The sequence below is a fragment of the Bradyrhizobium sp. USDA 376 genome (genome assembly GCF_054063675.1).
In genome coordinates, this window is record NZ_JBSSGN010000001.1 from 4,965,445 (window position 1) to 4,978,873 (window position 13,429).

Annotated in this window: 12 protein-coding genes; 9 read left to right on the plus strand and 3 right to left on the minus strand. The window is 64.6% G+C overall.

Features of this window, described 5'->3' with window-relative positions; translation table 11 throughout:
* Positions 1-55: 55 nt before the first annotated feature.
* From ACVJ19_RS23150 to ACVJ19_RS23160, 3 genes are read right to left on the minus strand one after another with little or no spacing between them, the layout of a single operon-like run.
* Positions 56-1,966 (minus strand): flavin-containing monooxygenase, encoded by a 1,911-nt coding sequence (locus tag ACVJ19_RS23150; protein WP_453951315.1) that lies wholly within the window; start codon positions 1,964-1,966, stop codon positions 56-58.
* Positions 1,963-2,604 carry a TetR/AcrR family transcriptional regulator gene (locus ACVJ19_RS23155; RefSeq protein ID WP_453951317.1) on the minus strand — a complete coding sequence of 214 codons (642 nt, stop codon included), beginning with the start codon at positions 2,602-2,604 and terminating at the stop codon, positions 1,963-1,965. The genes ACVJ19_RS23150 and ACVJ19_RS23155 overlap by 4 nt, the downstream gene beginning before the upstream one ends.
* Positions 2,601-4,094 (minus strand): AMP-binding protein, encoded by a 1,494-nt coding sequence (locus ACVJ19_RS23160; protein WP_453951319.1) that lies wholly within the window; start codon positions 4,092-4,094, stop codon positions 2,601-2,603. Before ACVJ19_RS23160 ends, ACVJ19_RS23155 begins: the two co-directional genes overlap by 4 nt.
* A gap of 173 nt (positions 4,095-4,267) precedes the next feature.
* Here ACVJ19_RS23160 and ACVJ19_RS23165 point away from each other — a divergent pair, with 173 nt between their 5' ends.
* The 9 genes from ACVJ19_RS23165 to ytfQ all read left to right on the plus strand — a co-directional run bounded on the left by ACVJ19_RS23165 (position 4,268) and on the right by ytfQ (position 13,353).
* The gene (locus ACVJ19_RS23165; RefSeq protein WP_211401105.1) at positions 4,268-5,527 is read left to right on the plus strand and encodes an ABC transporter substrate-binding protein; all 1,260 of its coding nucleotides are present in this window, start codon (positions 4,268-4,270) and stop codon (positions 5,525-5,527) included.
* An 89-nt stretch (positions 5,528-5,616) separates the two neighbouring features.
* Complete coding sequence (locus tag ACVJ19_RS23170) at positions 5,617-6,519, plus strand: branched-chain amino acid ABC transporter permease (RefSeq protein WP_453951321.1); 903 nt, start codon at positions 5,617-5,619, stop codon at positions 6,517-6,519.
* Positions 6,516-7,535, plus strand: a complete 1,020-nt coding sequence (locus ACVJ19_RS23175) for a branched-chain amino acid ABC transporter permease (RefSeq protein ID WP_453951323.1) — start codon at positions 6,516-6,518, stop codon at positions 7,533-7,535. Before ACVJ19_RS23170 ends, ACVJ19_RS23175 begins: the two co-directional genes overlap by 4 nt.
* 132 nt (positions 7,536-7,667) lie before the next feature.
* On the plus strand, positions 7,668-8,423 hold the full coding sequence (locus ACVJ19_RS23180; protein WP_453951324.1) for an ABC transporter ATP-binding protein: 756 nt from the start codon (positions 7,668-7,670) through the stop codon (positions 8,421-8,423).
* On the plus strand, positions 8,420-9,133 hold the full coding sequence (locus tag ACVJ19_RS23185; protein ID WP_456739430.1) for an ABC transporter ATP-binding protein: 714 nt from the start codon (positions 8,420-8,422) through the stop codon (positions 9,131-9,133). Before ACVJ19_RS23180 ends, ACVJ19_RS23185 begins: the two co-directional genes overlap by 4 nt.
* Before the next feature lie 164 nt (positions 9,134-9,297).
* Entirely contained in the window at positions 9,298-9,516 is a 219-nt protein-coding gene (locus ACVJ19_RS23190) for a hypothetical protein (protein WP_018647704.1), read from the plus strand.
* Between the two features lie 113 nt (positions 9,517-9,629).
* A complete protein-coding gene (locus ACVJ19_RS23195) occupies positions 9,630-10,688 on the plus strand; it encodes a YeiH family protein (protein ID WP_453951326.1) in 1,059 nt (352 codons plus the stop codon).
* A 92-nt stretch (positions 10,689-10,780) separates the two neighbouring features.
* Positions 10,781-11,953: a fumarylacetoacetate hydrolase family protein gene (locus ACVJ19_RS23200; protein ID WP_453951327.1), complete on the plus strand. Its 1,173-nt coding sequence runs from the start codon at positions 10,781-10,783 to the stop codon at positions 11,951-11,953.
* A 434-nt stretch (positions 11,954-12,387) separates the two neighbouring features.
* A complete protein-coding gene (gene ytfQ / locus ACVJ19_RS23205) occupies positions 12,388-13,353 on the plus strand; it encodes a galactofuranose ABC transporter, galactofuranose-binding protein YtfQ (protein ID WP_453951328.1) in 966 nt (321 codons plus the stop codon).
* Positions 13,354-13,429 lie beyond the last annotated feature (76 nt).

Below are 13,429 nucleotides of genomic sequence, written 5' to 3' on the forward strand. Positions count from 1 at the left end.
AGATCAGACGGCGAAGACATAGCTTCGCGGAGTTGCTTTCGCAACGGCGGCGGCGTCACCCCTTCGTCAGCCTGTACTGCCCCAGATCCGGATCGTGCGTCATCCGCCAGTAGTCCACGAACCGCCACGGCATCGCTGAGAACACGCGGCCGCTTGAATTGCGGTAGTAGGTCGTCATGCCCGGATGGGTCCAGATCATCGCCTCGTGCTCGGCATCGACCTTGCGGACATAGTCGTCGAGCACGTCCGGGCGGACGTCGATCGCGGCGACGTTCTGCTCGATCATGCTGGCGAGACACGCCGAGATGTAGCGGCTCTGGCATTCCGACTGGAAGATGACGCTGCCGCCGTGGGCGGGCCCTGAGTTCGGGCCGAGCATGCAGAAGAAGTTCGGGAAATCGGGCACGGTGAGGCCGAGGAATGCGGTCGGGTTGTCGTTGCCCCAGGCGTCGCGCAAATCCTTGCCATCGCGACCGGTGATGTTGAGGCGCGCCGCCATCTCAGTCACCTTGAAGCCGGTGGCGACCACGATGATGTCGGCGGGACGATGCTTGCCGCCCTTCGTGATGATGCCGCTTTCGTCGAAACGGTCGATGGTGTCCGTGACAAGCTCGACATTGTCCCGCGTGAGCGTCCTGAACCAGTTGTTGTCGAGCAGGATGCGCTTGCCGTAGGGCGGATAGGTCGGCACGCATTTTTCGATCAAGTCGGGCCGGCCCTGCAATTCGGACAGGATGAAGTCGGTCAGCTCCTGCCGATGCCGGTCATTGCCCTTGTTGACGGCGCGCTCGGGATGCGGCCAGGCCGGGTCCTTGCGCAGGAACGGCAGGAGGCCGTCGCCGTAACGCCAGAACATGTTGAAGCGGTACCACTGCACATAGAACGGCAGGTGTGCGAGCAGCCAGCGCGCACCCTCGCTGATCGGATCGGAATAACCTTTCACCGGCCGAGCCCATTGCGCGCTGCGCTGATAGACCGTGACGGAGGCGACGCGGCCGGCGATCGACGGCACCAGCTGCATCGACGTCGCGCCGGTGCCGATCACGGCGACATGCTTGCCGTCGAACTTGATGTCGCCCGACCATAGCGCCGAATGCAGGATCGTTCCCTCGAAGTTCTCCTCGCCCTTGAAGCGGGCGCGGGAGGGATCGTTGAGCTGGCCGATGGCGCTAACCAGCGCGGTGGATTCAAAAGTCTCTTCGCCGCCCTTGGTCTTCAGCGTCGAGATCCAGCGCTTCCTGCCTTCGTCCCAGTGCGACGAGATCAGCTCGGTGTTGACGCGCAGATGCTTGCGAATGCCGTATTCGTCGGCGACCTTGAGCAGATAGCCGAGCAGTTCCTCGCGCTGGCAGAAATAGCGCGTCCACGCATTGCCCGAGCCGAACGAATACGAATAGGAGTGGTTCGGCGTATCGACGCCGCAGCCGGGATAGCGGTTGATCCACCAGGTGCCGCCGAGCTCGTCGTTCTTCTCGACGATGGTATAGGGGATGCCGAGATGACCGAGCGCCACGCCGAGTGCGATGGCGCAGACGCCGGCGCCGACGATCAGCACATGCTGCTCGGCGAGCTTGTCATCCGAGGGACGCGTCGTCCATTGCGCCACGCGTGACACAAAACCCATCTCCTCGCGCATCAGGGGCGCGTATTCCGGCGCAACGTTCTCGCCGAGGCAGGCGCGCATCATCCTCAGCAGCAGGCCGTCGCCGGGGTCGGTGATGACGGGCTTTGGCGTGTCGTCGGCAAACAGCCTGACCACGGCGGCGCGGATCTCGTCCTGGACCTCCCGTGGCACGCCGGCCTCGGGATCGGGAATGAGACGGATGTCGCGCTTGGGCAGGTACGGCGGCTCCAGCCATTTCTCGTCGCCGGTCATGTGAACCAGCACCATCAGCAGGCAGCGGATGTCGCCTTCGGCGATCGCAGAGGCGAGGTCGCGCGGCTTGTGCGGAGATTCGATGTTCATGGCGTGTCCTGATCTCCGGAAGCAGTGAAGAGGCCGCGCGTCATCAGCTTGCGATAGGCGGAGATGACGTGGTCGGGGACGGCGGTGACGCCATCGGCGGAATAGGAGTAGCGCCGGCTGAGATAGCCGCGCGAGCCCATCAGCATGTGGACGATCGCCTCGAATTCCTCGTCGCTGTAATCCTCGATCGCTCCGGCGAGACGCGCCCGGCGCAGGATGCGGACATAGGCGACCGAGATGTTGTCGAGATGCTTCTGGTAGCCAATCGGCGCGAAAAACTCCGCCTCGTTGAGGATGCGCAGGAACTCCGGGACCTCGCGGATGAAATCGAAGAAGGCGGAGAAGCGCTCGATCTCCTGCCGCGCCGCATGCGCATTGCCGGTGCGGGCGCGGATGAACTCGACCATGTCGAGGCCGATCTTCGGCAGCAGCTGGTCGAGCAGTTCCTGGCGGTTCTCGAAATGATTGTAGAAGGTGCCTTGCGCGACGCCGGCCTGTTCGGTGATGCGGGCGACGGAGGCCTCGGCATAGCCGTGCTTGCCGACCACCTTCGTCGCGGCGTCGAAGATCTTCTGCTTGGTCCAGGCGTTGCGCTCGACGCGGTTGAGCTTTGTCACCTTGGCGTTCACTTGCGTCATTCGGACGTCTCCAGCTCGGCGCGCAGCACGCGCTTGAGGATCTTTCCAGTTGGGTTGCGCGGCAGGCTGTCGCGGATGATCAGCTGTTTCGGCACCTTGAAGCTCGCCAGCCGCGCGCGGCAGTGTTCGGTGAGGGCAGGGAGCTCCAGGCTCGCGCCTTCGGCGAGCACGACGATGGCGACGGGGCGCTCGCCCCAGCGCGCATCGCGGAGGCCAATCACCGCAACCTCGCGCACCTCTGATAGCTCGTAGATGACGCGCTCGACCTCGGAGGAGGCGACGTTCTCGCCGCCGGAGATGATCATGTCCTTCTTGCGGTCGGTCAGGTAGAGAAAGCCCTCGTCGTCGAGATAGCCGATGTCGCCGCTGCGGAACCAGTCGCCGAAGAAGGCGGACGCCGTCTTCTCCGGATCCTTCCAGTAGCCCCGCGTGATTTTTGGTCCGCGCAGGCAGATCTCGCCATTGACGTTCGGCGGCAGCGTCCTGCCGTCCTCGTCGCGGATCTCGATCTCGACATGGGCGATGGCGCGCCCGGTCGAGCCGATCTTCTCGATCTCGCGCCCGGCCTTCATGAAGGTGTCGCCGCCGACGGTCTCGGTGAGGCCATAGGCGTCGATGTAGCGCGCGTTGCGGAAGAGCTCCGAGAAAGCGCGGATGCGCAGCTCCGGCGTCTTCTCGCCGCCGCCGATCGCCCATTGCAGGCTGGAGACGTCGTAGCGGTCGCGGGCGGGGCAGGTGAGCATCGCCGTCGTCATCACGGGTGCGAACCAGGCGGCGTTGAGCTTGTCCTCCGCGATCGCCGCGAGCGCCGTCTCGGGCTCGAAATTGCGCTCGATGCGGATGAAGCCGCCATGCCAGAGCACGGCGATGCCGGGCAGGTCGAGTGCGCCGACGTGATAGAGCGGGCCGACGACGAGAAGACGCGTATCGGCACCAAGGCCGAGCGCGATCGTCTGGTCGGCCGACTTCCAGTAGAAATTATCGTAAGTGAGCATCACGCCCTTGGGGCGGTCGGTCGTGCCCGAGGTGTACATCAGCCGCATCAGGTCTGATGGCTGGCGCACATGCATCGGCGCAGGCGGCGTGTCGCCCGCGAGATGCGTGACGCTCTGCTGCGCGGCCTCATTGAGCGCGACGATCCTCGCGCCCGCGGCGTTCGCCGCCAATTCCTCGTCGACGATCAGCAGCCGCGCGCCGGCATTGCCGGCGATATAATCGACCTCGTCGCGCGAAAGACGAAAATTGATCGGCAGGAACACCGCGCCGAGATGGCTGGTGGCGAAGACGAGCTCAAGAAAGGCGGCGCTGTTCTTCATCAGCACGGCCACGACATCGCCGGCACCGATGCCCTGCGCGGCGAGCCAGCCGGCCGCCTTCCGGATGCGCGCGTCGAGCGCCGCGTAGGAAATCTCCTCGCCGCGGTATTTCAGCGCGGGCCGCTCCGGCGTGTGCCGGGCATGAAAGGCGATGAAACTCGACAGATTGATCATTTTCGCTGGTTTCGGGCCGGCTGCCGGCCGCGCTTCCTCTCCTATGAATTCTGACTCATAATTCATCTTTGGCTTGACGTCACCCCCTACCTCTGAAATCCTTGGGAACACGGAGACGAGATGATCTCCGGCAAGGGACCAGGAAAACGCCGACCCGAACGAGGGAGGGGAGAATGACGAGAACCCGCATGCCGGGCATCAGCCGCCGTTCAACGCTGGCGCTGATGGGCGCCGGTGCGATGACATTTGCCGCGCCCTGGGTGGCGCGCGCCCAGGCCAAGACCATCAAGATCGGCATGCCAACGATCTTGTCGGGGCGCGTCGCGCAGCTCGGCACCTCCTCGCGCAATGCGGTGATGCTCGAGGTCGAGAAGGTCAACGCCGCCGGCGGTCTCGCCGGCCGGCAGATCGAGATGGTGATCCGCGACTCCAAGGGCCAGCCGCAGGAAGCCGCCCGCGTCGCGCGCGAGCTCGTCAACACCGATGGCTGCGAGCTGATGATCGACGCCGAGGCCTCCTCCGGCGCCTTCGCGGTGCATGAGGTCGCGCGCGATCTCGGCGTGTTCTGCATCCACACCAATTCGGAAACCTCGTCGCTGACCGCGGATCCCAAGCAGCACATTCCCAACGCGTTCCGCACCGCGCGACAGGGCGTGCACGACTCCATCGTCGGCGGCAGCTATGCCGCGGCGATCGCCAAGGCGAAGGGCTTGAAGAAATGGGCGACCTGCTCGCCCGATTATGCCTATGGTCGCGACACCACGGCGGAGTTCACGCTGTACCTGAAGCGCTTCGCGCCCGAGGTCGAGATCATCAGCGAGTCCTGGCCGAAGCTGTTCCAGCCCGACTATACCGAGGTGGTCACCAAGATCCTGCAGGCCAAGCCGCAAGCGCTGTATTCCTGCCTGTGGGGCGGCGATCTCACTTCCTACATCGACCAGGCCAACATCTACGCGATGTTCGGCCAGATGGAAGTGTTCGCGGTCAACATGGCCGACTACACCGCGCTCACCGTGGTGAAGAACCTGCCCAAGGGCATCCACTCCGGCAACCGCTACATCAAGACGTTCCCGACCACGCCGGAGAATGCCGCCTGGGGCGATGCCTACAAGGCCAAGTACAACGAATATCCGACCAACTGGTCATGGGAGAACGCCACCGCCATCATGCTGATGGCGGAAGCTGCGAAGAAGGCGAACTCCGCCGATGGCAAGAAGATTGCGGAGGCGCTGAAGGGCCTCACCATCAAATGCCCGTTCGGCGCCGACGGCACCGTGACCATGCGCGGCGACGACCACACGCTGGTCGGCTACGCCATCGGCTGGGGCACCACGATCCCGCAGGAACCGTATGTGCCGGAGGTCAAGGCCGGCGACTGGAAGACCATCTTCGAACTCGAAGCCGAGTGGAAGAAGAGCAAGGGCTACACCTGATCTGATGCGCGGCGGACGCGGGCGACCGTCTCCGCCGTTTTCGTTTGGCCTTCGCGCCACTTCAGGCGCGCTGCAGTGAAGGTGCTCCCGTGGATCTCGACGCGCTCGCCGGCTGCCTTGTCAGCTCTGCCTGCCTGGTGACGCAAACCACCAGCGGCCTCATCATCGGCATGCTGCTGTTCCTGGTCGCGGTCGGGCTGACGCTGATCTTCGGCGTGCTCAAGGTGGTCAATTTCAGCCACGGCGCCTTCTACATGTTCGGCGCTTATTTCGCGATGACGGCCTATCAGCTCACGGGAAGCTTCGCGTTGGCGATGCTTGCCGGTGCGGCCGGCACCGCGCTCCTCGGCCTGATCTTCGAGCGCGTCTTCATGAGCCGCGTCTATGGCGCCGACGTCCTGATGCAGCTGCTGGTCTGCTACGCCTTCGTGCTGATTTTCGACGATGTCGTGCGCATCATCTGGGGACCCGAGTTCAAGGCGATGGGCATGCCGTCCGCCTTCCAGGTGATGCCGCTGTTCATCGCCGGCGGCGTGGTGCCGCCTTATTACCTGCTGCTGATCGGCGTCGCGCTTGTCGCGGCCATCGTGCTCGGCATCGGCCTGTCGCGCAGCCGCATCGGCAAGGTGATCCGCGCCGCCGCGCACAATCCCGGCATGGTCTCCGCGCTCGGCATCAACACCGGCCTGATCTATGGCGGCGTGTTCGCACTTGGCGGCATGCTGGCGGGGCTTGCCGGTGCGCTCGCCGCGCCGGTGCGCTCGCTGACGCCCGGCATGGGATTCTCCGTGCTGATCGAGTCCTTCATCGTCACCGTGATCGGCGGCATGGGCTCGATCCTGGGCGCGCTGATCGGCGCGCTGCTGCTCGGCCTCATCCGCTCGTTCGGCTCGCTCGGCTTTCCCCTGTTCACGGAAGGCCTGATGTACCTCTTCATGGTGATCGTGCTGGTCTCGAAACCCACCGGCCTGTTCGGCAAGGAGGCGGCATGACCGAGCTCGAGGCCGGACGCGCACAAACGCTGGTGCCGGAGCGTGGCGGCGCGGCGCTGCAACGCTATCGCGATGTGCTGATCGCGCTGATCGCCTTCGCCGTGCTGGCGAGCCTGCCGCTGTTCACCGGCAGCAAGGCGCTGCTCGATTTCGTCATCCGCTGCTCGGCCTACGGCCTGTTTGCGACCTCACTCAATCTCTTGGTCGGCTACACCGGCCTGACCTCGTTCGGGCACGGCATGTTCTTTGGCCTCGGCGCCTACAGTTTTGGCCTGATCATGCAGAAGCTCGGCGTGCCGATTCCAGTCGCCTTCGTCGCGACGCTGGCGATCACGGCCGTGGTTTCGGCCATCATCGGCGCGATCTGCGTGCGGCTGAAGGAGATCTATTTCGCCTTCGTCACGCTTGCCTTCCAGATGCTGATTCACTCGACCATTTTGTCCTGGGCCTCCTTCACCGGCGGCGACCAGGGCCTGCGCGGCGGCATTCCGCGCCCCGCATTCCTCGGCATCAATCTGTCCAATCACGTCCATCTCTACATCGCGAGCTGCGCGCTGCTGATCCTCGGCCTGCTCGCGATGCGCCAGATCGCGCAATCGCCGTTCGGCTACACCTTGCGCATGATCCGCGACAACGCCGCGCGAGCGAGCTTCCTCGGCATCGACGTCTGGCGGGCGAAGCTGACGGTCTTCGTGCTGGCGGCGCTGTTCGCGTCGATGGGCGGCATGGTGATGGCGCTGTTCGTCTCCGGCGCCTATCCGGAGTTCGCCTATTGGACCATCTCGGGCGAAGCCATCTTCATCAACATGCTCGGCGGCGTCTCGACCTTCCTCGGCCCGATGGTCGGCACCGTGCTGCTGCTCCTGCTCAACGACACCGTGACGCGCTTCACCGAATATCACGGCATCGTGCTGGGCGTCGTCATCCTGTTCTTTGCGCTCGGCCTGCGCAAAGGCCTTTTGGATTTCGTCGCAGAATGGTTCGCGCACCGGCGCGAGACAGGCGAGGGGCGCTAGCGATGTGTGGTGTACCTATCGAGCAGTCATTCCGGGGCGCACGACGTGCGAACCCGGAATCTCGAGATTCCGGGTCTGGTCCTGACGGACCATCCCGGAATGACGGTGCCAGACAACGGCGCGAGGCGCACCATGCTTGAGATCCGCAACCTCGCAAAATCCTTCGGCGGAGTGAAGGCGACCAATGACGTCTCGCTGGATTTCCCCGACGGCTCCCTCACCGCGGTGATCGGTCCGAACGGCGCAGGCAAGAGCACCTTCTTCAACCTGATCACCGGCGCCTTGAAGCCGGATTCCGGACAGGTGCTGCTCGACGGCGTCGATCTCGCCGGCCGCTCGCCGCCGGAGATCGTGCGTCACGGCATCGGCCGCGCCTTCCAGGTCGCCAGCATCTTCAAGTCGCTGACGGTGCAGGAGACCATGCTGGCCGCCGTCAGCGCCGACCAGCGCACCTCCGCGGTGCTGCACAAGCGCTTTCCATTGCCCGAGACGCGCGACCGCGCCGAGCATGTGATGGAGCTCCTGGGCCTTGCGAGCAAACGCCATCGCACCGCGGCCACGCTGTCGCATGGCGACCAAAAACTGCTCGACATTGCTCTCGCACTGGTGCTCGAACCAAAAGTGCTACTGCTGGACGAGCCGACCGCCGGCATGGGCCCGGAGGAGCGCTGGCGCATGATCGACAAGGTGCGCGAGCTCTGGGAGAGCCAGAAAATCACCGTCGTCTTCATCGAGCACGACATGGACATCGTGTTCAAGATCGCCCCGAAGATCGTCGTGCTCTGCTACGGCCGCATCCTCGCGACCGGCACGCCCGAAGAGATCCGCAACAACAGCGCGGTGATCGACGCCTATCTCGGCACCGAGCATGCGGGAGCCGCCGCATGAGCGCCGCCGTCATCGAAGTCGCCGATCTCGACGTCTATTACGGCACCAGCCAGATCCTGTTCGGCGTCGGCCTGTCGGTGCGGCAGGGCGAGACGATGGCGCTGCTCGGCCGCAATGGCGCCGGCAAGTCCACGACCATGAAGGCGATCATGGGTCTCGCGCCGCCGCGACGCGGCACGGTCAGCCTGCGCGGCACGGTGATCTCGGGCCAGAAGCCGCACGCAATCGCGCGCGCCGGTCTCGGCTTCGTGCCGGAGGATCGCCAGATCTTTCCGGAGCATACGGTCGAGGACAATCTCGTCATCGGTCGCAAGAAGGGGCCGGAGGGCCAGGACGAATGGCCGATCAAGCGCATCTATGAGGTCTTCCCGCTCTTGGAGCCGCTGCGCCATCGCATCGCCGGGCGCCTCTCCGGCGGCGAGCAGCAGATGCTGGCGATCGCGCGCACGCTGATGGGCAATCCCGCGCTGCTGCTGCTGGATGAGCCGAGCGAAGGCCTCGCGCCGATCATCGTTCAGCGGATCGGCGAGCTCTTGCGACAGCTTCGCCAGCTCGGCTCGACCGTGCTGATCGCCGAGCAGAACATGCATTTCTGCCTGGGGCTGGCGAGCCACGCCACGGTCATCGACAAGGGCCAGATCGTCTATGCGGCCGGGATCGACGAGCTGAAGGCCAATGACGCGATCCGGCGGCGTTATCTGGCCCTGTAGCCCCGGGCGCCGGTGTCCAAATAGGCCAGAAGAAGAAAACTATTGTCCCGGGGGTGCGCGGAGAAAGGAGTTTCCCCTCCGGAGGGTAAAAACGCCAATCGCTTCCATTGCTGTTTTGGGCCGAAACGACGACATTTCTGCCAGAAATTAATGGATCGGCAGCCATGGAACGCACCGCATTTGAGCCCTTCGGCGAGCAGCTGGTGTCCGCAACGGACGCCCAGCCCAAGTCGCGCGCCTCGAAGCTCCTGCTGCGGGCCGGCACCACGCTGTTCTGGTCGCTGGTCGCGGGCATCGTGCTGGCGCGTGCGGCCTTCTTCGAGCCGGGCATCTATGACGGCTTCAGCCGCGTCGCTTCGCTGGCGAAAAGCCTGATCTTCTGACCCCGAATTATTCCAGGCCGAGGACAGAACTTCCCCTCGGCCCTGATATGTCGAAAACATATTTCCCAATCGGGTCGCGCTGCGTATAAATCCTTCTCCTCCGGGAGAAATTTGTGTCGCAGAATCAAGCATCCAGCCCGGCCGAGTCCAAGCCGGCCACCGCCGTCAGCCGCATTGCGGCGCTGATTCCGGGCATTCTCCTCTGCATTCTCGTCGCCGGTGTCTCGGCCCTGCTGGAGCGGGCGGAACTGGGTGTGTTCGAGCATCCCTATGTCGAGGCGCTGGTGATGGCGATCCTGCTCGGCATGGCGCTCCGCAGCTTCTGGAAGCCGGCCCCGCGCTGGCAGGCCGGCATCGCCTTCAGCGCCAAGCAGTTGCTCGAAGTCGCGGTGATGCTGCTGGGTGCCTCCATCAGCTTCGCCGCCATCGCGGCGTCAGGCATCGCGCTGCTCGCCTCCATCGCCGCGGTCGTCGTGGTCGCGCTCTGCGTCTCCTTCGGCCTCAGCCGGCTGCTTGGCCTGTCGACACGGCTGTCGATCCTGATTGCCTGCGGCAACTCGATCTGCGGCAATTCCGCGATCGCGGCGGTGGCGCCCATCATCGGCGCCAACAACGACGAGATCGCATCCTCGATCTCCTTCACCGCGATCCTTGGCGTGATGATGGTGCTGGGCCTGCCGCTGCTGATCCCGCTGCTGCAACTGTCCGCCACGCAATACGGCATCCTCGCCGGTCTCACCGTTTACGCGGTGCCACAGGTGCTTGCGGCGACGGTCCCGGCCGGCCTCGTCTCGACGCAAATCGGAACACTTGTAAAGCTGATGCGCGTGTTGATGCTCGGGCCCGTCGTGGTCGGTCTCTCGCTGGTCGCCTCGCGCTGGCACAGCGATGCCAAGAGGACCAGCGTCGGGTTTTTCCGCCTGGTCCCCTGGTTCATCCTCGGCTTCCTCGCGCTCGCGACCCTGCGCTCGCTCGAGATCGTGCCGGCAACGGTGGTTGGCCCCGTGACGAAGATCACGAGCTTTCTCACGGTGGTCTCGATGGCTGCACTGGGCCTCGGCGTTGACGTGCGCGTGCTCGCCAATGTCGGCGGGAGGGTGACGGCAGCCGTGACGCTTTCGCTGATGCTGCTGCTCGGCATCAGCATCGCGCTGGTGCACTGGTTCAAGTAGGGGCCCTCTCTGGACTTCCCCCGCCAGACGTTTATTGGTCGTCGCCAATGTGATCGGCCGCGGCCGATCCGAAAAACAGCGAGGACGCCGGCATGACGACATTGACTGCAAAAGACCTTCTCCCCGAGGACGGCACGCGGGGAACGCTCGTCGGCCGTGTCTGGCTGCCGGAGGTGAATGGCCCGGCTGTTGTCGCCATGCGCGGCGACGGTGTGTTCGACGTCACTGCAAAATTTCCGACCATCAGCGCGCTGTGCGAGGAGGACAATCCGGCCAAGGCGCTGGCCGCGACCAAGGGCGAGCGCATCGGCGATCTCGAAGCCATCGTGGCCAATACGGTCCCGGACGGGCGCGATCCCAAGAAGCCGTGGCTGCTTGCGCCGGTCGATCTCCAGACCCTGAAAGCCGCCGGCGTCACCTTCGCAATCTCGATGCTGGAGCGCGTCATCGAGGAGCGCGCCAAGGGCAATCCGGCCTCGGCCGAGGCGATCCGCAAAGAGGTGACGCGGCTGATCGGCGACGACCTGTCAAAGCTCAAGCCGGGCTCGGACCAGGCGATGCACCTGAAGCAGGTGCTGATAGACCAGAACGCCTGGAGCCAGTATCTCGAGGTCGGCATCGGCCCGGATGCCGAGGTCTTCACCAAGGCACCGACCATGTCCTCGGTCGGCACCGGCATGGATGCCGGCCTGCATCCGAAATCGACCTGGAACAATCCCGAGCCGGAGCTCGTGCTGTTCGTCTCCAGCCGCGGCAAGATCGTCGGCGGCGCGCTCGGCAACGACGTGAACCTGCGCGATTTCGAGGGTCGCTCGGCGCTGCTGCTCTCGAAGGCCAAGGACAACAATGCGTCCTGTTCGATCGGTCCGCTGCTGCGCCTGTTCGACGACAGCTTCACGCTCGACGATGCGCGCAAGCTCGACATCGGCCTGAACGTGACGGGCACGGACGGTTTTGTCCTCGACGGCCATTCCTCGATCAGCAAGATCAGCCGCGATCCGACCGATCTCGTCGTGCAGACCATCGGCAAGATCCACCAATACCCCGATGGCTTCGTTCTCTTCCTCGGCACCATGTTCGCGCCCGTGAAGGACCGCGACGTGCCGGGGCAGGGTTTTACGCACAAGCGCGATGACATCGTCACCATCTCGGCGCCCCAGCTCGGCAAGCTCGTCAACCGCATGCGCACCAGCGACGAGTGCGAGCCGTGGACGTTCGGCATCGGTGCGCTGATGAAGAACCTCGCGCAGCGGAAGCTGATCTAGCGCGGGCCTTCTTCGCCTCTCCCCGCTTGCGGGGAGAGGCCGGAGTGCATCGAAGATGCAATCCGGGTGAGGGGGACTCTCCGCGAGTCCCACTCTCACCGTTTTCGTGGAGAGAGCCCCTCACCCCAACCCTCTCAGCGCGAGCGAAGCTCGTCGCGGCCCCGTAAGACGGGGCGAGGGAGCGCACCGTCGCCGTCGCAGCAGCCCCCACAATTTCCTTCATCTCCCCGTTGCATCGCTGGAACAAAATCGCGCTCAGCGTGTCTTCAAACCGCTCGCCGTCGCTCGCGCGCATTTTCCTCCAAATAGTCAAATAATATTACTAGTCGGAACCGATCTTCCGTGAAATAGTGCCTCCCGCCGCCTTAGAGGTCGGCCTGTGGGTGCCATGCTACCAATCGGCGCCCCGGATAACATCTTGGGAGACACGCCTGATGACCCCTAAAGCCCTCTTTGCGGCCAGCGCCATGGCCGCCTTGCTGCTCGCGCTGCCGGCCAGTGCCGGACAGCTCACCATCGGCTTCTCGCAGATCGGATCGGAATCCGGCTGGCGCGCGGCCGAGACGTCGGTCTCCAAGCAGGAAGCCGCCAAGCGCCAGGTCAATCTCAAGATCGCCGACGCCCAGCAGAAGCAGGAGAACCAGATCAAGGCGATCCGCTCCTTCATCGCGCAGAATGTCGATGCGATCTTCCTCGCGCCCGTCGTCTCGACGGGGTGGGACTCGGTCTTGAAGGAAGCCAAGGAAGCCAAGATCCCGGTCGTGCTGCTCGACCGCGACATCGATCCCTCCGGCAAGGAGCTCTATCTCACCGCCGTCACCTCGGACAGCGTGCACGAAGGCGCGGTCGCCGGCGACTGGCTGGCGAAGACGGTCGGCAGCAAGGCCTGCAACATCGTCGAATTGCAGGGCACGGTCGGCGCCAGCGTCGCCGCCAACCGCAAGAAGGGTTTTGACACCGCGGTTGCCAAGCATCCGAACCTGAAGGTGGTGCGCAGCCAGACCGGCGACTTCACCCGCGCCAAGGGCAAGGAGGTGATGGAGAGCTTCATCAAGGCCGAAGGCGGCGGCAAGAACATCTGCGCTGTCTACGCCCACAACGACGACATGATGGTCGGCGCGATCCAGGCGATGAAGGAAGCCGGCCTCAAGCCCGGCAAGGAGATCCTCACCGTCTCGATCGACGCGGTCCCCGACATCTTCAAGGCGATGGCTGCCGGCGAAGCCAATGCCACCGTCGAGCTGACGCCGAACATGGCCGGCCCCGCGCTCGATGCCATCGCGGCCTTCAAGGACAAGGGCACGGTGCCGCCGAAATGGATCCAGACCGAGTCCAAGCTCTATACGGCTGCCGACGATCCGCAGAAGATCTACGACAGCCAGAAGGGCCTCGGTTACTGAGGCGGGGCTCTCGCCGGACCGCGCGCTTTGCGGTCCGGCACCCCCTTCGAAACCGCTGCGCGAGCGAATAGGCTGG

Coding starts and splice junctions, on each gene's coding strand:
- ACVJ19_RS23150 (WP_453951315.1), bottom strand. CDS start 1,966: ATGAACATCGAATCTCCGCACAAGCCGCGCGACCTCGCCTCTGCGATC.
- ACVJ19_RS23155 (WP_453951317.1), bottom strand. CDS start 2,604: ATGACGCAAGTGAACGCCAAGGTGACAAAGCTCAACCGCGTCGAGCGC.
- ACVJ19_RS23160 (WP_453951319.1), bottom strand. CDS start 4,094: ATGATCAATCTGTCGAGTTTCATCGCCTTTCATGCCCGGCACACGCCG.
- ACVJ19_RS23165 (WP_211401105.1), top strand. CDS start 4,268: ATGACGAGAACCCGCATGCCGGGCATCAGCCGCCGTTCAACGCTGGCG.
- ACVJ19_RS23175 (WP_453951323.1), top strand. CDS start 6,516: ATGACCGAGCTCGAGGCCGGACGCGCACAAACGCTGGTGCCGGAGCGT.
- ACVJ19_RS23180 (WP_453951324.1), top strand. CDS start 7,668: ATGCTTGAGATCCGCAACCTCGCAAAATCCTTCGGCGGAGTGAAGGCG.
- ACVJ19_RS23185 (WP_456739430.1), top strand. CDS start 8,420: ATGAGCGCCGCCGTCATCGAAGTCGCCGATCTCGACGTCTATTACGGC.
- ACVJ19_RS23190 (WP_018647704.1), top strand. CDS start 9,298: ATGGAACGCACCGCATTTGAGCCCTTCGGCGAGCAGCTGGTGTCCGCA.
- ACVJ19_RS23200 (WP_453951327.1), top strand. CDS start 10,781: ATGACGACATTGACTGCAAAAGACCTTCTCCCCGAGGACGGCACGCGG.
- ytfQ (WP_453951328.1), top strand. CDS start 12,388: ATGACCCCTAAAGCCCTCTTTGCGGCCAGCGCCATGGCCGCCTTGCTG.